Source organism: Burkholderia sp. BCC1640, assembly GCF_902833125.1.
GTDB lineage: Bacteria > Pseudomonadota > Gammaproteobacteria > Burkholderiales > Burkholderiaceae > Burkholderia > Burkholderia diffusa.
In genome coordinates, this window is record NZ_CADFEF010000019.1 from 50,715 (window position 1) to 72,608 (window position 21,894).

Below are 21,894 nucleotides of genomic sequence, written 5' to 3' on the forward strand. Positions count from 1 at the left end.
AAAGGAGCATCAACGCGCTTTATTTTCGTTCTGGCATTACCTTGCGTCATGCGAATCGGGTGTGCGGAAAAGTGCCGGGGAAATCCGGTCACCGAGCCGGGTCAGCGCTGCCCGCCGTCGGCCCGCAGCCAGTCGACGAGGCCGCCGATCGCCGGCGTGATCCTCTTTCCGTGCGGCACCACGATGTAGTAGGCGTCCGTCATCTGCAGGGATGCCACCGGCAATCGCACCAGTTCCCCAGCGTCGAGCAGGTCATGAACGAGCCGCCCCCAGCCGAGCGCGACACCATGACCGTAGCGCGCGGCGTCGATCGCATCGGTGTACAGGCTGCAGCGCAGCGCGTAATTCAGGCGGTCGGGCCGGAAGCCGACGGCATGGAACCACGCCTCCCACCCCATCCAGCCCTCCGATGTCGAATCGGACTCCACCAGCGCGACGGCGGCGAGTTCCGTCAGCGATTCCGGCGTGCCGTGCTGCCGCAGCCAGGCCGGCGAGCAGACGGGAAATACTTCCTCGTCGAACAGCAGGATCGCGGTGCCACCGGCCCAGCGACCATTCCCGTAGCGCACCGCGATATCGATTTCGTTGTGTCGAAGATCGGCGGTAAACATCAGCGTCGCGAGACGCAGTTGCCGTTCGGGCTGCGCGGTCTTCAACGCGGCAAGCCGCGGCAGCAGGCAGAAATGCGAGAACGCGGAGGTCGCCGCGAGGACGAGTTCCTGCCGGATCGGGCCGCTCGTCAGGCGATCGAACACGCCGGCGATCTTCTGCATCGACTCGGCGACCACCCGGTACAGCGCCTCCCCCTCTTCGGTCAGCGCGATCGAGCGATGCAGCCGATGGAACAGGCGCGTGCCGAGCACTTCCTCGAGGAACCTGATCTGCCGGCTCACCGCGGCCTGCGTGACGCCGAGCTCGTGCGCGGCCAGCGTGAAGCTGCCGAGGCGGGCAACCGCCTCGAATTCGACGAGTGCGGTCACGGACGGGATCAGACGACGATAACCTTTGGGCGATGACAACGCAGCTTTCATCTGACGAACGCGCGATGCGGGGCGGCGTGCTATTGAGCGATCTCGACGCCGGCATCGAGCCAGCCGCGCATCATCACGCCGACCTCGTCGCCGAGCCACTTCCGGAACAGCCGGTATTCCTCGCGCGGCTGCGCATTCCGGTGGGTGATCAGATAGTGATGGCGATCGCGAAACACCAGCACGTCCTGCACCGGCCGCATCAGGATGCCCTGGTCGATCTGACGGTGCACGAGGTGGTGCCAGCCCAGCAGCGTGCCCTCGCCGGCTTCGGCCTGCGCGACGAGCAGCCGGTAGTCGTTGCTTTCCAGATACTTGTTCCCGGTCAGCATGTCGGTGCCGTCGCTCTGTTGGAACCAGTTGCGCCACACGCGCCAGTCCACGTGCTCGCAGACCTGCGCGCGGCCGAGCATCGACAGGTTCAGGGTCGGGCTCGAAAGCAGGTCGAGCGGCTTCAGCGACCGGCCGTGAAAATGCCGCTCGTGAAACGACGGGCTGCACACCGGATACACGATGTCGTGAAACAGCGGCTCGGCCTCGAACTCGGGCTCGCGCGGCGGGTTCTTCGTGATGATCACGTCGGGCTCGATGAGCCCGTCGAGTTCCATGAAGTGCTCGGTGACGATCACGTTCAGCCGGATATCCGGAAACCGCTCGCGAAACGCGGGCAGCCGCGACGACAGCCACAGCGCCGAGAACGTATGCGACACGCAGACCATCAACGCATGCTTGTCGGTCCGGCGCACGGCCTCCGCCGCCTCGGCGATGTTCATGATCGACAGGTACGACGCGTTGTAGAGGACGCGCCCCGCATCCGTCAGCGCGATATGCCGGCCGGTTCGCTCGAACAGCGCGACGTCGAGCGAATCCTCGAGCTCCTTGATCTGCCGGCTGATCGCGGCCTGCGTCACGCAAAGCACCTCGGCCGCTTGAGTGAAGCTCTCGTAGCGCGCCGCCGTCACGAAACACCGCAGCGCGCGAAGCGACGGCATCTGCGCGAGGAGTCGGTCTGCAAACAATTGCTTCTTCAACATGGCGTTCACTCTCAAAAACGGAGGTCGGACGCAGCGTCGACGCATTCGTCGACGACCGTCCCCATCGGCTGCCCGCGGACAGTTTCATCGCAAGCCTTTCGATTGTCTGAATATTACGGCTCGCGAGTCGGCCGGGCAGCGTTGCGATGACGCCATTCTCGATCGATCGTGCACTGCGTCGCCATTATCGGAAGCGATGACGGGGACTGCAAGGCGCACGGCGGATCGGCATGTTCGTCGGCCCCGCCGCGCGGCCCGCGCGTGCACTCAGTCCAGCTTCAGCCAGGTGGTCTTCAGCTCGCAATATTGATCGTGCGCGTACACGGATTTGTCGCGTCCGCCGAAACCCGACTGCTTGAAGCCGCCGAACGGCGTCGACAGGTCGCCTTCGCCGAAGCAGTTCACGGTGACGGTTCCGGCACGAATCCGCGCGGCGACCTTGTGCGCGCTGTTCACGTTGTCGGTCCACAGCGACGCGGCCAGCCCATAGCACGTGTCGTTCGCGATCCGCACCGCATCGTCGACGTCGTCGTATTCGATGAAGCACACGACCGGCCCGAACACCTCGTCGCGCGCGATGCTCATCTCCGGCGTCACCTGATCGAAGATCGTCGGCTCGACGAACCAGCCGCCCGTCTCCGCGAGGATCGCGCGCCCGCCGCACACCACGCGCGCGCCTTCCGCCTTCGCCTGTTCGATATGGCCGAGCACCTTCTCGTAATGCTTCTGCTCGATCAGCGCGCCGAGCTTCACGTCCGGGTCGAGCGGATCGCCGGTCTTCCACCCGGCGAGCACCGCCTCGACCTTCTCCAGCAGTTCCGCCTTCCGGCTCGCCGGAACGATGATCCGCGAGCCGGCGCTGCAGTTCTCGCCCATGTTCCAGAACGCGGCCGCGACCGCCTGCTCGGCCACCGCGTCAAGGTTCGCGACGTCCGGCAGGATGACCTGCGGATTCTTGCCGCCGCATTCGAGCACGACGCGCTTCAGGTTCGTATCGGCCGAGTAGTGCAGGAACCGCTTGCCGGTGGCCGTCGAGCCGGTGAACGCGACGAGATCGACGTCCCGGTGGCGGCCGATCGCCTCGCCGGCCTCGCCGCCGAACCCGGTGACGACGCTGAACACGCCCGGCGGCACGCCCGCTTCGAGCGCGAGATCGGCGATCCGCAGCGTCGACAGCGACGTCTGTTCGGCCGGCTTCACGACCACGCTGTTGCCGACCGACAGCGCGGGGCCGATCTTCCACGCGAGCATCAGTGCCGGGAAATTCCACGGCAGCACCGCGCCGACGACGCCGATCGGCTCGCGCGTGATCATGCTCACCACGCCCGCACCGGACGGCGACAACGCGTCGTAGCGCTTGTCGGTCACCTCCGCGTGCCAGCGAATGCACGCGGCCGACTCGGGAATGTCGAGCCCCAGGCATTCGCCGATCGGCTTGCCGGCTTCCAGCGCTTCGAGCAGCGCGAGTTCCTCGGCATGCTCGTCGATCAGTTGCGCGACCCGCAGCAATACCGCCTTGCGGTGCGCGGGCGCGGCCTTCGACCAGACGCCGGATTCGAACGCGTCGCGCGCGGCCGCGACCGCGCGGTCGACGTCGCGTTCGCCGCATCGCGCGACCTCGGCGAGCACCTCGCCGGAGGCGGGGTTGAGCGTCGCGAACGTCTCGCCCGACGCCGACGCGCCGCGCTGCCCCGCGATGAACGCGCGACCGTCGAGCGACAACGCGTTCGCTTTCTGCTTCCAATCCTGATGGGTCGTCATGTTGTTTCCTCAATAATCAAAGCTCGGCACCGGCCGAGAATTCCTTGGCCCAGATTGTCGCCGACACGGCCAGGTCGACGATCGGTCGAACCGGCAGCGGGCGCGGATGCGGCTGCTTGAGCAACTGCTGCACGAGGCTGTTCGATTCGCCGAGCGCATATTCGGCAATCAGCTTGCCGGAGGCCGACCCGCGGCTCAGGCCGAGGCCATTGCAGCCGATCGCCTCGTAGAGGCCGTCGTCGCGCCTGCCGAACAGCGCACCGTTGTTCGCGGACAGGCACAGCGGCCCGCCCCACGTATATTCGAGCTCGACGCCGCCGAGCATCGGGAAGCGTCGCTCGAACGAGCGTTGATGCAGATGCCGGGACTTCGCGAGATCGGCCTGCGATATCTTCACGTCCGGCCGGAACGCGAAATGGTTGCGCACGCAAATGCGATTCGTGATCAGACGCCGCACCGTCGTGCCCATCGGATCGGCCGGAATCAGCGCCCACGACCGCGTGCCGCCGAGTTTCGCCACTTCGTCGGGGTTCATCGGGCGCGTGAGCGACGCGAACGTATAGACGGGCAGCAAGCCGTTCGAATGCATGCCGAAGGTCGCCGCGTATGCGTTCGTGCACAGGATCACCTGCTTCGCGACGATCGTGCCGCCGGCGAAATGCAGCACGCGCGTGTCGCCGCGCGGTTCGATCCGCGTCACCGGGCTGAGTTCGAACACCGTCACGTTGTCCGGTTGCGTCGCCGCCAGGCCACGCATCAGCGCCGCCGGCTGCACGGTGCTGCAGCCCGGCGTGAACAGCGCGCTCGTGTAAAAGTCGGTTCCGGTCACCCCCTGGATGCCGGCCTGGTCGAGCCATTCGCACGCTTCGCCGATGCGGGCCAGCCCGTCGGCGAAATGCGCGAGCGCGGCGGCACCCTTCTTGTTGACCGACGCGTGGAATTTGCCGTCGTCGCGCCAGTCGCAATCGATGCCGAAGCGCCGCACGATCTCGCGCACATAGTCGATGCCATGCCGCTGAAACCGCACGTCCGCACGATCCTCCTCGATGCTGCGCGAGTAGCTTTCGCTGCTGATGTCGTGCGGCAGATCGACGAAGAATCCGGAATTGCGCCCGGCCGTCGTGCGGCCGATCCGGTCGGCCTCCACGAGCGCGACGGACGCGCCGGGTGCCAGTTCCGCCAGCCGCCGCGCCGCGCAAAGCCCGGTGATGCCGCCGCCGACGACCACCCAGTCGAACCGGCTGTCGGACGTCACGGTCCTCGCTTCCGGCGCCGGCGGCAGACTCTCCCACCAGCCGTTCATCCCGTCCGGCGCCGGAAACCGCGCGAATTCCAGAGTCGAGCTCATGGTGAATTACCGACCGTCGCGCAGCAGCGGCTTCACGAGCTTCGCGAACGCATCGCGCTCGTCGTCCGACAGCGCACCGAGCGGCGCACGGGCGACGCCGACCGGCAAGCCGGCCAGCTCGCAGCCGTAGCGCACGTACTGAATGAACTTGCCGCTGCGCTCGAGCAGTTCGAGCACCGGCAGCAGTTGTGCCATCAGCTTGCGACCGGTCGCGAAATCGCCGCGCTCCACGCATGCGTCGAACAGATCGGTGTGCGCTTCGGGCAGGAAGTTCGATGCGCCGCCGACCCAGCTGCGCGCGCCCCACGCGAAGAACTCGAGCGCCTGGTCGTCCATCCCGCAGCTCAGCACGAGCCGGCCGCTGAAGTGCGTCGACAGATGATGCAGATGCGCGATGTCGCCGGTGCTTTCCTTCATCGCGACGAAATTCTTTCGCTCGAGCAATTGCTCGAGAATGTCGTCTCCGATTTCGGTGCCCGTGCGGGCCGGGAAGTTGTAGAGCATGATCGGCATGTCGAGCGCGTCGTCGACCGTGAGCAGGTGCGCGAGCAGTTCCTGCTGCGTCGGTTGCGCGTAGTACGGCGCTGCAACGAGCAGCGCGTTCAGCCCCGCGCGCTTCGCTTCGCGGCCGAGGCGCAGCACTTCCTTCGTCGTCGTCGCGTTGATACCCGCGGTCAGGAATGTCTTGCCACCGGCCGCGGCGGCAACCGTGTCGAACGTGCGCACACGCTCGTCGAAGCTCAATGCGTAGTATTCGCCTGTCGTCCCGCCGATGCCGAGACCGGATACCCGGCCGGCGAGATCGGCCGCGTGGCGACCCAGCAGTTCGTGGTTGATTTCGCCATCCGCGTCGAACGGGGTGACCAGCGGTGTGTGTACGCCCTCGAAGCTCATTTTCGATTCCTCAATCAAGTGGTTGCGCCAGGTTTCAGCCGTCAGGCATGAAACCGGCAATTCGACAAAACGTCATCGGTACGCCGCTGCATTCGCGCAGCCAGCTTCCGATCGATTCGATACGTGATCCGTATGATTTCCTACGCCAGGCCCGACTCCAGGATCAGGCAAACGCCTCCGCAGGCGCGTAGATGGGGAACTGGCTGCACAGGTCGCGCACGCGGGTCCGGACCGCCCGCTCGACCGCCTCATCGCCGTCCGGATTGCGCCCCAGCGCTGCCAGCACGTCGAGAATCATTTCGCCGATCTGCTCGAACTGCGCGGTTCCGAAGCCGCGCGTCGTGCCGGCCGGCGTGCCGAGCCGAATGCCAGACGTGACGGACGGGTTTTCCGTATCGAACGGAATCCCGTTCTTGTTGCACGTGATGCCGGCGCGCTCCAGTGCCTTCTCGGCCTGCGTGCCGGTAATGCGTCTTGACCGCAGGTCGACCAGCAGCAGGTGGTTGTCGGTGCCGCCCGTGATGAGCGTCAGACCGCCGGCCGCCAGCACGTGCGCGAGCGCCTGTGCGTTGCGCAGCATCTGGTCGATATAGCGGGTGAACTCTGGACGAAGCGCTTCCGCGAAGGCCACCGCCTTGCCGGCGACGACATGCATCAACGGGCCGCCCTGCAAGCCCGGAAACACCGCCGAATCGATCTGCTTCGCGACCTCGGCGTGGTTCGTCAGGATGAAGCCACCGCGCGGGCCGCGCAGCGTCTTGTGCGTGGTGGACGTCACCACGTCGGCGAACGGCACCGGGTTCTGATGCCGGCCCGCCGCGACAATGCCGGCGATGTGCGCCATGTCGACCATCAGCTTCGCGTCGACGCTGTCGGCGATCTCGCGAAACGCGGCGAAGTCGAGCGCGCGCGGATACGCGGAGTAACCGGCGATGATCAGTTTCGGGCGATTACGCTCGGCGAGCCGCCGCACGTCGTCGTAATCGATGCGCAGCGTGTCGGGGTTCACGCCGTACTGGACCGCGTTGAACCACTTCCCCGACAGCGTGGGCCGCGCGCCGTGCGTAAGGCCGCCCGCATCGAGCGACATGCCCATCACCGTGTCGCCGGGCTTGACGAGCGCGAGCATCACCGCGCCGTTGGCCTGCGCGCCCGAATGCGGCTGGACGTTCGCATGCGTGGCGTCGAACAGCGCGCACGCGCGATCGATCGCAAGCGCCTCGATCCGGTCGACATGGTCGCAACCGCCGGAGTACCGCCGCGACGGATAGCCTTCCGCGTACTTGTTCGTCAGTACGGTGCCCTGTGCTTCCAGCACCGCCGACGACGCGATGTTTTCGGACGCGATCAGTTCGATCTGGCTCTGCTGGCGACGCAGTTCGAGTGCGATTTCCGACGCGATCACCGGATCCCGACTCTGAAGCGTTTCGGAAAAAAAGCGGGCGTTCTCGTTCACTTGCTGACTCCGCGACGCGATTCGTGACGTGCTGCGTGGATTGCGTGTACCGCACACTGCGAGGCCGGCGCCCTCGTCGCGGCCCCGGCCATCGACTTCGGTCGGTAAGACCGGCCGGTTCGCGCGGACGACGCCGATCGCGCCGTCCGCGCCGCTTGGGCGCGGCTTTACTGCTGCAGCCATGCCTTCAGCTTCTCCGGGTGTGCATCGACGAACTTCTTCGCGGCCGTCGCGTAGTCGTTTGTGCTGTTGCCTTCGAACTCGATGGCTTCGACGTCGGCCAGCGTCAGCTTCAGGTGCTTGAAGAACACGTCGGCGCGCGGAAACTTGCCGGCGAACTTCTTCGATGCGAACGCGTGGATCTGCTCTTCACCGCCCAGCGTGCCCTTCGGATCCTTCAGGTAACGCATCTGCCATTTCTGGAACAACCAGTGCGGGCTCCACACTGTCGCGACGATCCACTGCTTCGACTGGTACGCACGTGACACGCTCGCCAGCATGCCGGCTTCGCTCGACGCCTGGAGGTTGTAGCCGTCCAGGTTGTACGCCTTGATGGTCTTCTCGGATGCCTGCATCAGACCGCCGCCCGGCTCGATGCCCTGGACCGTGCCGTTCAGCTTGCTCTTGACTTCCGGCTTGCTCAGGTCGGCGATCGACGACAGCTCCGACTCCGGAACGTAGGTCGGCACCGCCCAGCCGTTCCTGCCGCCGGTATAGATGATGCCGACGTCGTCCAGGTCGTTCTTGTACTTCGCGTAGTACGTCCCGTGCGTGACCGGCAGCCAGCCGCCGACCATGATGTCGAGATCCCCGCGGGCGACGCCCTGGTACTGAATGCCGATGTCGGCCTGGACGAACTGCACCGGTTGCTTGAGTTGCGTTTCCAGCACGTACTTAGCGACGTTGGCCACCGCGAGCACGTCAGCCCAGTTGGTCACCGCGATCTTGACCGGCTCGGCCGCCGACGCCGCTCCTACACCTGCGCCGCAGGCAACCACCGTCGATACCGCAAGTTTCGCCAGAAGCGACTTGAACGTATGGGTATTCATCTAGCACTCCTTGTTAATCACGCGAGTCTTTCAAATGTGAGGAACGCCTTTGGTCGGCGTTTCTGGTCTCCACGCACTGCTACACCGGTTCCGCCGCGGCACCGTGGCCGCGGCGCTTCATCGTCCGTCAACCGCCTTCGACTGCCTGGTTCGTCAGGTACGTGCCGCGCCACGCGGGCCGGCCTTGCCGGCACGCGCGATCGGCTTCTTCACCTTCTTCTTCGCCTTCACGCCGAAGCTCTCCGTCAAGCGATCCAGCACGATCGCGAGCAGCACGACGCCCAGCCCGCCTTCGAAGCCGATTCCGATGTCGAGACGCTGGATGCCGCTCAGCACGTATTCGCCGAGGCCGCCCGCGCCGATCATCGACGCGACCACCACCATCGACAGTGCCATCATGATCGTCTGGTTCACTCCGGCCATGATCGACGGCAGTGCATTCGGCAGCTGGATCTTCCACAGGAGCTGCCAGTCGGTGCTCCCGAACGAGCGGCCTGCTTCGATCAGTTCCTCGCGGACCTGCCGGATCCCAAGAGTCGTCAGCCGCACGACGGGCGGCATCGCGAACACGATCGTGGCGATCACCGCCGGCACGCGTCCGAGCCCGAACAGGATCACGGCCGGAATCAGGTACACGAACGCGGGCATCGTCTGCATGAAGTCGAGCAGCGAGCGCAGAATCATGCCGATCCGGTTGTTGCGCGCACCCCAGATCCCCAGCGGGACGCCGATCACGAGGCTGAAGAAGGTCGCCGCGGTGACGAGCGCGAGCGTCGAGACCGTCTGTGCCCACAAGCCCATGTAATGGATGACGAGCAGCGCGAAGCCGACGAAGATCGAGAACACGATGCCGCGGCGCCACAGCGCGAGCCCCACCATGATCACGACCATCGCGATGAACGGCACGGCGGCGAGACCGTCTTCCAGCAGCTTCACGACCGCGTCGAGCCCCGCCGAGAAGGTGTCGAACCCGACACGGAAATGCAGAAACAGAAAGTTGACGAAGTCTTCCGCGAACTTCCCGATCACCGACGAATTCATGCCGCCCTCCGTTGCATCATCTGCTTGAGTATCGTCCGGCAGGACACGACGCCCGCCAGTTGTCCCGCTGCATCCGTCACCGGCACGTCGTGCTGCTGGGTGAGCGCGATCGACGCGAGCCGATGCAGGTCCGTGTCGATCGACACCGTGTTGAAGTCCGGCAGGAATGCCTCGCGAATCGGCCTGGCACCGGACCGATGCAGCGTGGCGGCCGTCACGCAGCCCAGGTAATGGCCAGCCTCGTCGCACACGTAGCCGCACTCGGCGCCGCTGTCGATCAGCTGGTTCAGGTAGCGGTCGGACGGTGTACCCACGTCGCACCGAAGCAGTCCGCGCTCGACCTTCGTCATCATGCTGGATGCCTTCAGGAAGCGAGACACGTCGACGTTGCGGAAGAAGTCCTGCACGTAGGCGTCAGCCGGCGTCTGGATCAGTTCGGCCGGCGTGCCGACCTGGATCAGGCAGCCGTCCTTCATGATGCCGATTCGGCCGCCGATCTTCACCGCTTCCTCGATATCGTGGGAGATGAACACGATCGTGCGTTGCTCTTCCTTCTGCAGGCGCAGCAGTTCGTTCTGCATTTCGAAGCGAATCAGCGGATCGAGCGCGGAGAATGCCTCGTCCATCAGCAGCACCGAAGGATTCACCGCCAGCGCACGGGCGAGGCCCACGCGCTGCTGCATGCCGCCGGACAACTCGCTCGGCAGCAGCTTTTCGTATGACCCGAGGCCGACGCGCTCCAGTGCGGCGCGCGCGACCTCGTAGCGCTGCGCCTTCTTGATGCCGGCGACTTCGAGCCCATATGCGATGTTGTCGATCACGGTTCGGTTCGGCAGCAGTGCGAAAGACTGGAACACCATCGCCATCTTATGGCGTCGAACGTCGCGCAGTTCCGGTGTCGACATCGGTGCGATGTCTCGGCCTTCGAGCACCACCTGCCCGGACGTCGGCTCGATCAGCCGGTTGAGCAGACGAACCAGCGTCGATTTCCCGGAGCCCGACAGCCCCATGATCACGAAGATCTCGCCGGCCCGCACACTCAGGCTCACGTCGTTGACCGCCACCATGTTGCCGGTTTCGGCGAAGATCTCGTTGCGCCCGACGCCACGCTTCATCAGCTCGATCGCACGCTCGGGCCTCGGACCGAAAATCTTCGACAGGTGCTTGACGGTCAGGATATCGGTACCGGTCGCGACACCCGACCGGGCGATCGACGGCGCACCGTCGGTGGAGATTGCTCCGGGGGGAAGTACGTCGCCCGGTGCAAACGTCAGATTTGGGGCCATTCTGTCATCCCGACTAACTGGTAACGGAAACCGCGAACTTCGCACGTGTCGCCATCGATTGCCCGCTTGCTGCAGAGATTCGATGCCGCTCTCGCGTGGTTGACGGCGCTGATTCAGTGATTGCAGCGTATCAATCCAATTTCGTCGCTCCAGATACATTTTCTGTGCGCTTTTCCATACCTTTGGTAATGCATCGAAGATGGGCAAAATCGCGCGCATGGTGCAGATCTGCGCAAACGACGCGAAAGCCAATGCCGGCGGGGCCGCGCGGGATTCGACGGGAATCGCGGCCATGTGGCGCGCGCAGCACGTGAAACGGCTCGCTAGGGGAAAATCCGGACGGGAAGACTTAAGGGAAACTACCGAGGAGACGGGGATTGGACTGCGCAAATGGCCGTCGAACCGGCTCTCGGACGAAGAGGGCCGGCTTTCGACGAAGGTTGTCACTACCGCACCGCAATCCCCGCGATGAACGGCATTCAAGCCCCCGCCGATGCCACCGTGTGCACGTGATTCCTTTCCGGACAAGGCGTCCGTGATCGGCACGCTCGCGCGCATCACGGACAGCTATTACCGGATGTTCGTCGACGAGCCGCTGATGCGCGACATCTGGCGCGCGACGCAGGCCGACCGTGCGCTGCGGGCGCTCGACCGGGCCGACGGGGCGTTCCTGGCCGGGCTGCTCGCCGATGCGCCGGCCGATGTGACGCCCAGCACCACGCGCATGCAACGTGGCGCGTTCGCGGAGTTGATGATGATCCAGATCGCCGCGGCCGTGCGCCATGCGATCACGTTGCAACCGAAGGCAGCATGGCAGTTGCTCGCGATATTCAAGCGGACGTTGCCGCAGAATCTGGCGGTGCTCGACGCGTAAGCGTGCCGTGCAAAGCAAACGGCCGCCCGAAGGCGGCCGCGTGAAGAGGCTATTGAGACGCCGCTTACTTACTGTAGTCGTACACCCCGCGCCCCGTCTTGCGCCCCAGCCGCCCCGCCGACACCATCTCGCGCAGCAGCGGGCACGCACGGTATTTCGTGTCGCCGAAGTCCTTCAGGAACACGTCCATCACCGCGAGACACACGTCGAGCCCGACGAGGTCCGCCAGCGCGAGCGGCCCGATCGGATGGTTCGCGCCGAGCTTCATCCCCGCGTCGATCTCCTCGGCCGACGCGATGCCTTCGGCCAGCACGAAGAACGCTTCGTTGATCATCGGCACGAGGATCCGGTTCACGACGAAGCCCGGCGCATTGCGCACGCCGATCGGTGACTTGTCGAAACGCTCGGTCAGCGCGCGCACGGCGGACGCGGTCGCGTCGCTCGTCTGCAGCCCTCGGATGATCTCGACGAGCGGCATCAGCGGCACCGGGTTGAAGAAGTGCATGCCGACGAAGCGCGACGGATCGGCGAGCAACGCCGCGAGCGCGGTAATCGAGATCGACGACGTGTTGGTCGCGATGATCGCGTCGGGTCGCGCGACAGACTCGATCTGCTTCAGGATGCGGCTCTTCAGCTCGACGTTTTCGGTCGCGGCTTCGATCACGATGTCGACCGCGGCAAGCTTCGCGTAATCGGTCGACGTCGTGATGCGCGCGAGCGCGGCATCGCGTGCGGCGGCGGCGAGCTTCTCTTTCGACACGAGCCGCTCGAGGCTGCCCTTCAGTGCGGCGACACCCTTGTCGAGTGCCGCATCGCTGACGTCGATCATCACGACGTTCAGTCCTGCAACGGCGGTGGTCTGCGCAATGCCGTTGCCCATGGTTCCGGCGCCCACGACGCCGACGGTTTCGATGGCCATGACGATTCCTGTGTATTCGGATGCTGAGCGGTCGATTATCAGATGTTCTCGAAGATCGCCGCAATCCCCTGGCCGCCGCCGATACACATCGTCACGAGCGCGTAACGCCCGCCGATGCGCTTCAGCTCGTACAGCGCCTTGACCGTGATCAACGCGCCCGTCGCGCCGATCGGGTGACCGAGCGAAATGCCCGAGCCGTTCGGGTTGACCTTGGCCGGATCGAGGCCGAGCTCCTGCGTGACCGCGCATGCCTGCGCGGCGAATGCTTCGTTCGCCTCGATCACGTCGAGATCGGTGATCTTCAGGCCTGCGCGCTCGAGCGCCTTCTGCGTGGCCGGCACCGGGCCGATGCCCATGTACGCCGGATCGACGCCCGCATGCGCGTATGCGACCAAACGCGCGAGCGGCTTCACGCCTTGCGCGCGCGCGGCGTCCGCGCTCATCATCAGCACCGCGGCGGCCGCATCGTTGATCCCCGACGCGTTGCCGGCCGTCACCGTGCCGTCCTCCTTCACGAACACCGGCTTCAGCTTCGTGAAATCGTCCGGGCCGGCGTCGTGACGCACGTGCTCGTCGGTGTCGAACGCGACTTCGCCCTTCTTCGTGCGGATCGAGATCGGCAGGATCTGGTCCTTGAAGCGGCCTTCCGCGATCGCGCGCGCCGCGCGACGATGCGATTCGAGCGCGAGCGCATCCTGCGCGTCACGCGAAATGCCGTACTTGCGTGCGACGTTCTCGGCCGTCACGCCCATGTGGATCGTCTGGAACGGGTCGTGCAGCGCGCCGAGCATCATGTCGACGAGCTTCGCATCGCCCATGCGCTGGCCGAAGCGCGCGGCCGGCACGGTGTACGGCGCGCGGCTCATGTTCTCCGAGCCGCCGCCGATCGCGACGTCGGCATCGCCTAGCATGATCGTTTGCGCGGCCGACACGATCGCCTGCAGGCCCGAGCCGCACAGGCGGTTCACGGTCAGCGCCGGCGTGTGCTGCGCGACACCGCCGTTGATCGCCGCGACGCGCGCGAGATACATGTCCTTCGGCTCGGTGTTCACGACGTGGCCGAACACGACATGTCCGACCGCGTCACCCGAAACGTTCGCACGCGACAGCACTTCGCTCACGACCTTCGCACCGAGATCGGTCGGCGAGAAATCCTTCAGGCTCCCGCCGAAATCGCCGATCGCGGTACGGACACCGCTCACCACCACGACTTCCTTCGCTGCATTGCTCATCGTTTCACTCCGGTTCGTTCGCGCCTGCGGGCGCGGGGATGCGTTTGCGTTACATGTTCGGGTAATTCGGCCCGCCGCCGCCTTCCGGCGTGACCCACACGATGTTCTGCGTCGGGTCCTTGATGTCGCAGGTCTTGCAGTGCACGCAGTTCTGCGCGTTGATCACCAGCCGGTCGCTGCCGTCGTCGTTCTTCACGAACTCGTACACCGCCGCCGGGCAGAAGCGTCCCTCCGGCCCCGCGTACGTGCGCAGGTTCACGTTCACCGGCACGTTCGCATCCTTCAGCGTCAGGTGCGCCGGCTGGTTCTCCTCGTGGTTCGTGTTCGAGATGAACACCGACGACAGCCGGTCGAACGTCAGCTTGCCGTCCGGCTTCGGATACTCGATCGGCGTGCATTGCGACGCCGGCTTCAGCATCTCGTGGTCCGCATGCTTGTGGTGCAGCGTCCACGGCACGTTGCCGCCCATCACCTTCTGCTCGAGCCCGACCATCAGCGTGCCCAGGTACAGCCCCTTGGCCATCCACTGCTTGAAGTTGCGCGCGCGGTACAACTCCGTATGCAGCCACGACTGCTTGAAGGCGTCCGGATACGCGTTGAGCTCGTCGCTCTGGCGGCCGGCCTGCAGCGCGTCGAATGCGGCGTCCGCCGCCAGCATGCCGGTCTTGATCGCCGCGTGGCTGCCCTTGATCCGCGATGCGTTCAGGAAGCCCGCGTCGTCGCCGATCAGCGCGCCGCCCGGGAACACCGTCTTCGGCAGCGACAGCAGGCCGCCGGCCGTGATCGCCCGCGCGCCGTACGACACGCGCTTGCCGCCTTCGAGAAACGCGCGGATCGACGGATGCGTCTTGTAGCGCTGGAATTCTTCGAACGGCGACAGGTACGGGTTCGTGTAGCCCAGGCCCACCACGAAGCCGACCACGACCTGATTGTTGTCCATGTGATACAGGAACGAGCCGCCGTAGGTGTCCGACTTCAGCGGCCAGCCGGCCGTGTGGATCACGAGACCCGGCTTGTGCTTCGCGGGATCGATTTCCCACAGTTCCTTGATCCCGATCCCGTACGCCTGCGGATCGGCGTTCGCGTCGAGCTTGAACTTCGAGATCAGTTGACGGCCGAGGTGGCCGCGGCAGCCTTCGGCGAACAGCGTGTACTTCGCGTGCAGCTCCATGCCGAGCTGGAAGTTCTCGGTCGGCTCGCCGTCCTTGCCCACGCCCATGTTGCCAGTGGCGACGCCCTTCACCGAGCCGTCGTCGTTGTAGAGAATCTCGGCAGCGGGGAAGCCGGGGAAGATCTCGACGCCCAAGGCTTCCGCCTGCGCGCCGAGCCAGCGGGTGACGTTGCCCAGCGAGATCACGTAGTTGCCGTGGTTCTTGAAGTTGTCGGGCAGCGCCCAGTTGGGCGTCGTGACGGCGCTCTTCTCGGACAGGAACAGGAAGCGGTCTTCCGTCACCTCGACGTTCAAGGGCGCGCCCTGTTCCTTCCAGTCGGGGAACAGTTCGGTGATCGCGCGCGGGTCCATCACCGCGCCCGACAGGATGTGCGCGCCGATCTCGGAACCCTTCTCGAGCACGCACACGCCGATCTCGGTGCCTTTCTCGGCGGCCAGCTGCTTGAGCCGGATCGCCGCCGACAGCCCGGCGGGGCCGCCGCCGACGATCACGACGTCGTATTCCATCGATTCGCGCGGGCCGTATTGCGCGAGCAAGTCCTGTGTGGTCAAAATCCTGTCTCCTCCTGCGCCCCGACCGTTACGGTCAGAACTGGTCTTCCGTCAACGCGAGCACGCTCTCGTTGCCCTTCGCGCCGACGATCGACGCTTCGAGCCCGCCTGCCTGCACGAGGACGTGTTCCGCAAAGCATTGTGCGATCGCGATCTTCGCATCGAAGAACGCCGTGTCGCTCGCGCGATTCGCGTGCGCCGCCAGCAGCGCGCGCGCCATCTGCCATCCGCACAGCACCACGCCCGCCAGCTTCAGGTACGGCACGCTGCCCGCGAACACCGCGTTCGGGTCCTGCTTCACGTTCGCGACCACGTAGTCCACCACCGTCGACAGCGAGCGAGCGCCCTTCTCGAGCTGCGCCTTCATCGACGCGGCCGCCGCACCGTCCACCTTGCCGAGCGCCGCGACGGTGTCGCCGATCTCCGCGATCAGCGCCTTCGCCACCGCACCGCCGTCGCGCATCGTCTTGCGGCCGACCAGGTCGTTCGCCTGGATCGCGGTCGTGCCTTCGTAGATCGCGAGAATCCGCGCATCGCGGTAGTACTGCGCGGCGCCGGTTTCCTCGATGAAGCCCATCCCGCCGTGCACCTGCACGCCGAGGCTCGCCACGTCGTTCACCATCTCCGTGCTCCAGCCCTTCACGACCGGCACCAGATATTCGTAGATTGCCTGATGACGCGTGCGTGTCGCCTCGTCCGAATGGCGGTGGGCAATGTCGCTGTGCGCCGCTGCGACATACGCGAGCGTCCGTGCGCCCTCGGTCAGCGCACGCATCGTGCCGAGCATGCGGCGCACGTCCGGATGATGAATGATCGTCACCGACTGCCTGGCCGACCCGTCGACCGGGCGGCTCTGCACACGCTCCTTCGCGAATGCCGCGGCCTTCTGGTATGCGCGGTCGGCCACGCCGATCCCCTGCATCCCGACGCCAAAGCGCGCGGCGTTCATCATGATGAACATGTATTCGAGACCGCGATTCTCCTCGCCGACCAGGTAGCCGATCGCGCCGCCGTGGTCGCCATACTGCAGCACCGCCGTCGGGCTCGCCTTGATCCCGAGCTTGTGCTCGATCGACACGCAGTGCACGTCGTTGCGCGCGCCGAGCGAGCCGTCTTCGTTGACCAGGAACTTCGGCACGATGAACAGCGAAATACCCTTGACGCCTTCCGGCGCGTTCGGCGTGCGCGCCAACACCAGGTGGACGATGTTGTCCGCCATGTCGTGCTCGCCCCACGTGATGAAGATCTTGGTGCCGAATACCTTGTACGTGCCGTCGCCCTGCGGCTCGGCGCGCGAGCGCACCAGCGCCAGGTCGGAGCCGGCCTGCGGTTCGGTCAAGTTCATCGTGCCGGTCCATTCGCCCGAGATCAGCTTCGGTACATAACGCTGCTTCTGTTCGTCGGTGCCGGCCGTCAGCAGCGCCTCGATCGCGCCGTCGGTGAGCAGCGGGCACAGCGCGAACGACAGGTTCGACGCGTTCAGCATCTCGATGCACGGCGTTGCGATCAGCTTCGGCAGCCCCTGGCCGTCGTATTCGGCCGGATGCTGCAAGCCTTGCCAGCCGCCTTCGACGAACTGGCGGAACGCGGCGCCGAAGCCGGGCGTCGCCGTCACGACACCGTCCTTCCAGCTGCTCGGGTTGCGGTCGCCCTCGACGTTCAGCGGCGCCAGCACTTCACCGCAGAATTTCGCGGATTCGTCGAGCACGGCCTGCGCGGTGTCGTAGCCGGCTTCCTCGAAGCCGGGCAACTGCGCGACGGTGTCGATGCCCGCGAGTTCCTTCAGCACGAACAGCATGTCCTTGACAGGGGCGTTATAGCTCATGGTCGATGTTCCAAATCAGGCGGTGAATGAGGCGCGCGGCCCGGGCGGCTGCGGCAAAACCGGCCAGCGCCAGGCGACGTCGTGGCCCATCGTAATGCCGCGCCGGCGGTTTTCCATTGTCATATCCGGCCCACATGGTGACAAAACCGGCCACGCGATGTGCGAGGCGATGGCGGAAACGGGCGTCCGGGCGGCGGGTTCGGATGCCGATTTCGGCACAAGCGACGCGCAATCGGCGTGCCAGCCGGACGGGCTGGCCGGCGAAGCCGAAGACCGTGGGTTGATGACGGAAAGTCGCCGAAGGTGCCTCCGGCCGGACGGAAGTCGCGGCGCGCGCATGGCGGCCGGTGCCAAATCGTCTGTCCTTTTTCGCTGTCCGGGGCGGCATGTTTCTGCGTAGACTTTCTCATCAGGCCAAGCGAGCACGGGAGCAGAGACCAGGATGAGTGAACGCCCGAAAGACATCGCGGATTTCGTCCGGGTCGCCGGCGATCTGTTCGAGTCGGACAAGCTTCCACCCGCCGCGCGCGCATTCGCGCCGCAAGTGTTCGCACGGCTGCAGACCCCGTCGGACAACGGAACGCGGCTCGCGGTGCAATACCCCGCATGCGAATGGCTCGACCCGGCGCTCGAGTCGGTCGCGCGCGTGAGCCCGACGTTCGCCACTGTCGCACGGCTGATCAAGTCGCTCGAACCCGTGATCGGATGGTCGCGTCGCACGTCGGGCAAGGACGGCAGCCCGAACTACGTCGACGGGCACGTGAACGGGATGATCTGCGGGCCCGGCGGCGCGGAAAGCCGCGACGACATCCAGCTCGGCTTCTCGTTGATGATGCCCGACGTCAGATATCCGGATCACGGTCACGCACCGGAGGAAGCGTACGTGCTCATGACCGCCGGTGAATTCCGGCAACAAAACGGCGCGTGGTTCGATCCCGGGATCGGCGGCGGCATCCACAATGCGCCTGGCGCACTGCATGCAATGCGGTCCGGCAACGCGCCGTTCCTCGCGATATGGTGTCTGCTGAATTGATCTGACGGATGCGCCTGCGACACGTAGCGAGCCACTGCCCTACCGGTCGGTCGGAATCGCCAATGGGGAGCCGGCCATGGGAACCCGCGCAGGAAGCCGGTTATGGGAAGTCCATGCGATATCGCCCGCGCGTGGATAAAACGCAACAGAACATCGGAAGACGCGTTCGACGCATTTGTGCCCTCGATAGCCCCGTCGTTATGCGGCATACTCTATCGACATTCAGCGAACGGTCGTTCTATTCTTGACGCAGACCCTCGCACGCGCCACTAAACACGCACATGATTCTGGTACCTTGACGCACCGGCCCGCGCGCTTCGCGATGGCCACCACCGATCTATCACCCATCTTTCAACACTATGACATTACAGATTGGGATTCCTCTGGAGACAGCCACTCAGGAACGGCGCGTTGCGACCGTCCCCGAAGTGGTCGAGAAACTGATCAAGCTGGGTTTTACGGTGGCCGTCCAAAGCGGCGCCGGGGCCGGCGCGAACTTTGACGACGACGCGTACCGCGCGGCAGGTGCGAGCATCGCCGCCAGCGCCGCCGAGCTCTGGTCCGGCAGCGACATCGTGTTCAAGGTCCGCCCGCCGAGCGCCGACGAAGTCGCGCTGATGCGCGAGGGCGGCACGCTGATCGGCTTCGTGTGGCCCGCGCAGAACCCCGAGCTGATGCAGCAACTGGCCGCGAAGCGCGCCACGGTGCTGGCGATCGATTCGCTGCCGCGCACGCTGTCGCGCGCGCAGAAGATGGACGCGCTCACGTCGATGGCCGGCATCAGTGGCTATCGCGCGGTGATCGAGGCCGCGCATGCGTTCGGCCGCTTCCTGAACGGCCAGGTCACGGCAGCCGGCAAGATCCCGCCGGCCAAGGTATTCATCGCCGGCGCCGGTGTCGCCGGTCTGGCCGCGATCGGCACGGCCGCGAGTCTCGGCGCGATCGTGCGCGCGAACGACACGCGCGCCGAGGTGGCCGACCAGGTCAAGTCGCTGGGCGGCGAGTTCGTCAAGGTCGACTACGAAGAGGAAGGCTCGGGCGGCGGCGGCTACGCGAAGGTGATGAGCGAAGGCTTCCAGCAGGCGCAGCGCGCGATGTACGCGCAGCAGGCGAAGGACGCCGACATCATCATCACCACCGCGCTGATCCCCGGCAAGCCGGCGCCGAAGCTCATCACCGCCGAGATGGTGCAGTCGATGAAGCCCGGCAGCGTGATCGTCGACATGGCCGCCGAGCAAGGCGGCAACTGCGAGCTCACGGTGCCCGGCGAGGCGGTCGTGCGCCATGGCGTGACGATCGTCGGCTATACCGATCTCGCATCGCGCCTGTCGCGGCAGTCGTCCACGCTGTATGCAACGAACCTGCTGCGCGTGATCGAGGAGCTGTGCAAGGCCAAGGACGGCACGATCAACGTCGACTTCGACGACGATGCGATCCGCGGCCTCACCGTGATCAAGGAAGGCAACGTCACCTGGCCGCCGCCGCCGATCAAGCAGGCGGCCGTCGCGCCCAAGCCCCCGGCAGCCGCACCCGCGGCGGCCGCGCCGGCGAAGTCGAAAGGCCACGGCCACAGCGGCGAGCCGATGTCGGCCAAGGCGCTCGCGATCGTGTTCGCGATCGGCGCGCTGGGGTTCCTGCTGGTCGGCCAGTTCGCGCCGTCCAGCTTCCTGACGCACTTCACTGTGTTCGTGCTCGCGTGCTTCGTCGGCTACATGGTGATCTGGAACGTCACGCCGTCGCTGCACACGCCGCTGATGAGCGTGACCAACGCGATCTCGTCGATCATCGCGATCGGCGCGCTCGTGCAGGTCGCGCCGCCGCTGGGCGAGCTGGCCAACGCCGGCGACCGTCCGTCCGGGCTGATCCTGGGCCTGGCAGTGGGCGCGCTCACGCTCACGGCCGTCAACATGTTCGGCGGCTTCGCGGTCACGCGGCGCATGCTGGCGATGTTCCGCAAATAAGGGGACGACAACAATGACTGCAAACCTGACTACCGTCTCCTATATCGGCGCCGCGATCCTGTTCATCCTCAGCCTCGGCGGCCTCGCCAACCCTGAAACCGCGCGCCGCGGCAACCTGCTCGGCATGATCGGCATGCTGATCGCCGTGCTGGCCACCGTCGCCGGCCCGCGCGTGTCGGCCGCGGGCATTCCGTACGTGATCGCCGCGCTGGTCGTCGGCGGCGCGATCGGCCTGTACGCCGCGAAGAAAGTGCAGATGACGCAGATGCCGGAACTGGTCGCGCTGATGCACAGCCTGGTCGGCTTCGCGGCCTGCCTGGTCGGTTTCGCGAGCTACATCGACACGTCGCTGCAGTTCACCGGTGCCGAGAAAGCGATCCACGAGGTCGAGATTTATGTCGGCATCCTGATCGGTGCGGTGACCTTCGCGGGCTCGATCATCGCGTTCGGAAAGCTGTCGGGCAAGATCGGCGGCAAGCCGCTGCTGCTGCCGGCACGGCACTGGATGAACCTCGCCGCGCTGCTGATCGTGATCTACTACGGCCGCGCGTTCCTGCACGCGGAAACGATCCAGGACGGCATGCTGCCGCTCGCCGTGATGACGGTGATCTCGCTGCTGTTCGGCGTGCACATGGTGATGGCGATCGGCGGCGCGGACATGCCGGTCGTGGTGTCGATGCTCAACAGCTATTCGGGGTGGGCCGCGGCGGCCACCGGCTTCATGCTCGGCAACGACCTGCTGATCGTGATCGGCGCGCTGGTGGGCTCGTCCGGTGCGATCCTGTCGTACATCATGTGCCGCGCGATGAACCGCAACTTCATCAGCGTGATCGCAGGCGGCTTCGGCAGCGGCGCGGGCGCACCGGCGGCAGCCGGCGGCGGCGCGGCACAGCCGGCCGGCGAGGCGGTCGCGGTGAGCGCGGCGGAGACGGCCGAGCTGCTGCGCGAGGCGAAGCGCGTGATCATCGTACCCGGCTATGGGATGGCCGTCGCACAGGCCCAGCACACGGTGTTCGAACTGACGAAGCTGCTGCGCGAAAAGGGCGTCGACGTGCGTTTCGCGATCCACCCGGTCGCGGGCCGCATGCCGGGGCACATGAACGTGCTGCTGGCCGAAGCGAAGGTGCCGTACGACATCGTGCTGGAAATGGACGAGATCAACGGCGACTTCCCCGAGGCCGACGTGTCGATGGTGATCGGCGCGAACGACATCGTGAACCCGGCGGCGCAGGACGACCCGTCGAGCCCGATCGCCGGCATGCCGGTGCTGGAAGTGTGGAAGGCGAAGACGTCGATCGTGATGAAGCGCAGCATGGCTTCGGGCTATGCGGGCGTCGACAATCCGCTGTTCTACAAGGACAACAACCGCATGTTGTTCGGCGATGCGAAGTCGATGCTCAATGAAATCTTCGGTGCACTGAAAGCCTGAG

Annotated in this window: 17 protein-coding genes and 1 pseudogene; 4 read left to right on the forward strand and 14 right to left on the reverse strand. The window is 65.7% G+C overall.

The features are described 5' to 3' along the window. Nucleotides 1-101: 101 nt before the first annotated feature. From HWX25_RS20885 to HWX25_RS20925, 9 genes are all read right to left on the reverse strand, one after another. Nucleotides 102-1,031, reverse strand: coding sequence for a LysR substrate-binding domain-containing protein (locus tag HWX25_RS20885; protein WP_175910181.1), 930 nt, complete (start codon nt 1,029-1,031; stop codon nt 102-104). A 29-nt stretch (nt 1,032-1,060) separates the two neighbouring features. Beyond that, the gene (locus tag HWX25_RS20890; RefSeq protein WP_175910182.1) at nt 1,061-2,062 is read right to left on the reverse strand and encodes a LysR substrate-binding domain-containing protein; all 1,002 of its coding nucleotides are present in this window, start codon (nt 2,060-2,062) and stop codon (nt 1,061-1,063) included. Between the two features lie 267 nt (nt 2,063-2,329). Further along, a complete protein-coding gene (locus HWX25_RS20895; protein WP_175910183.1) occupies nt 2,330-3,823 on the reverse strand; it encodes an aldehyde dehydrogenase in 1,494 nt (497 codons plus the stop codon). A gap of 16 nt (nt 3,824-3,839) precedes the next feature. Further along, nucleotides 3,840-5,171, reverse strand: a complete 1,332-nt coding sequence (locus HWX25_RS20900) for an FAD-binding oxidoreductase (protein WP_175910185.1) — start codon at nt 5,169-5,171, stop codon at nt 3,840-3,842. 6 nt (nt 5,172-5,177) lie between these two features. After that, nucleotides 5,178-6,065, reverse strand: coding sequence for a dihydrodipicolinate synthase family protein (locus tag HWX25_RS20905; RefSeq protein ID WP_175910187.1), 888 nt, complete (start codon nt 6,063-6,065; stop codon nt 5,178-5,180). Between the two features lie 163 nt (nt 6,066-6,228). Continuing rightward, nucleotides 6,229-7,521, reverse strand: a complete 1,293-nt coding sequence (gene glyA, locus HWX25_RS20910) for a serine hydroxymethyltransferase (RefSeq protein WP_175910189.1) — start codon at nt 7,519-7,521, stop codon at nt 6,229-6,231. Between the two features lie 167 nt (nt 7,522-7,688). Then, on the reverse strand, nt 7,689-8,570 hold the full coding sequence (locus HWX25_RS20915; RefSeq protein ID WP_175910190.1) for a glycine betaine ABC transporter substrate-binding protein: 882 nt from the start codon (nt 8,568-8,570) through the stop codon (nt 7,689-7,691). Nucleotides 8,571-8,723: 153 nt separating this feature from the next. Next, complete coding sequence (locus tag HWX25_RS20920; RefSeq protein ID WP_175910191.1) at nt 8,724-9,611, reverse strand: proline/glycine betaine ABC transporter permease; 888 nt, start codon at nt 9,609-9,611, stop codon at nt 8,724-8,726. After that, the gene (locus HWX25_RS20925) at nt 9,608-10,897 is read right to left on the reverse strand and encodes a glycine betaine/L-proline ABC transporter ATP-binding protein (protein ID WP_175910306.1); all 1,290 of its coding nucleotides are present in this window, start codon (nt 10,895-10,897) and stop codon (nt 9,608-9,610) included. The genes HWX25_RS20920 and HWX25_RS20925 overlap by 4 nt, the downstream gene beginning before the upstream one ends. 544 nt (nt 10,898-11,441) lie before the next feature. Here HWX25_RS20925 and HWX25_RS20930 point away from each other — a divergent pair. Continuing rightward, nucleotides 11,442-11,771, forward strand: a pseudogene (locus HWX25_RS20930) (TetR/AcrR family transcriptional regulator); the annotation flags it as partial. A gap of 64 nt (nt 11,772-11,835) precedes the next feature. Here the strand turns inward: HWX25_RS20930 and HWX25_RS20935 are convergent. The 5 genes from HWX25_RS20935 to HWX25_RS20955 are packed head-to-tail and all read right to left on the reverse strand — an operon-like array spanning nt 11,836 to nt 17,858. Next, entirely contained in the window at nt 11,836-12,690 is an 855-nt protein-coding gene (locus HWX25_RS20935) for a 3-hydroxybutyryl-CoA dehydrogenase (RefSeq protein ID WP_175910192.1), read from the reverse strand. Between the two features lie 38 nt (nt 12,691-12,728). Next, the gene (gene bktB, locus HWX25_RS20940; RefSeq protein ID WP_175910195.1) at nt 12,729-13,922 is read right to left on the reverse strand and encodes a beta-ketothiolase BktB; all 1,194 of its coding nucleotides are present in this window, start codon (nt 13,920-13,922) and stop codon (nt 12,729-12,731) included. Between the two features lie 49 nt (nt 13,923-13,971). Beyond that, complete coding sequence (locus tag HWX25_RS20945) at nt 13,972-15,645, reverse strand: electron transfer flavoprotein-ubiquinone oxidoreductase (protein ID WP_175910197.1); 1,674 nt, start codon at nt 15,643-15,645, stop codon at nt 13,972-13,974. 34 nt (nt 15,646-15,679) lie between these two features. Then, nucleotides 15,680-17,470 carry an acyl-CoA dehydrogenase gene (locus HWX25_RS20950; RefSeq protein WP_175910199.1) on the reverse strand — a complete coding sequence of 597 codons (1,791 nt, stop codon included), beginning with the start codon at nt 17,468-17,470 and terminating at the stop codon, nt 15,680-15,682. Next, nucleotides 17,460-17,858: a hypothetical protein gene (locus tag HWX25_RS20955; RefSeq protein WP_175910201.1), complete on the reverse strand. Its 399-nt coding sequence runs from the start codon at nt 17,856-17,858 to the stop codon at nt 17,460-17,462. Before HWX25_RS20955 ends, HWX25_RS20950 begins: the two co-directional genes overlap by 11 nt. A gap of 54 nt (nt 17,859-17,912) precedes the next feature. Between HWX25_RS20955 and HWX25_RS20960 the strand changes: the two genes are divergently transcribed. From HWX25_RS20960 to pntB, 3 genes are all read left to right on the forward strand, one after another. After that, nucleotides 17,913-18,503 carry a dimethylsulfonioproprionate lyase family protein gene (locus HWX25_RS20960; RefSeq protein WP_175910203.1) on the forward strand — a complete coding sequence of 197 codons (591 nt, stop codon included), beginning with the start codon at nt 17,913-17,915 and terminating at the stop codon, nt 18,501-18,503. A gap of 359 nt (nt 18,504-18,862) precedes the next feature. Next, entirely contained in the window at nt 18,863-20,464 is a 1,602-nt protein-coding gene (locus HWX25_RS20965; protein ID WP_175910205.1) for a Re/Si-specific NAD(P)(+) transhydrogenase subunit alpha, read from the forward strand. A 13-nt stretch (nt 20,465-20,477) separates the two neighbouring features. Next, nucleotides 20,478-21,893 carry a Re/Si-specific NAD(P)(+) transhydrogenase subunit beta gene (gene pntB, locus HWX25_RS20970; RefSeq protein ID WP_175910207.1) on the forward strand — a complete coding sequence of 472 codons (1,416 nt, stop codon included), beginning with the start codon at nt 20,478-20,480 and terminating at the stop codon, nt 21,891-21,893. Nucleotide 21,894: the final 1 nt, after the last annotated feature.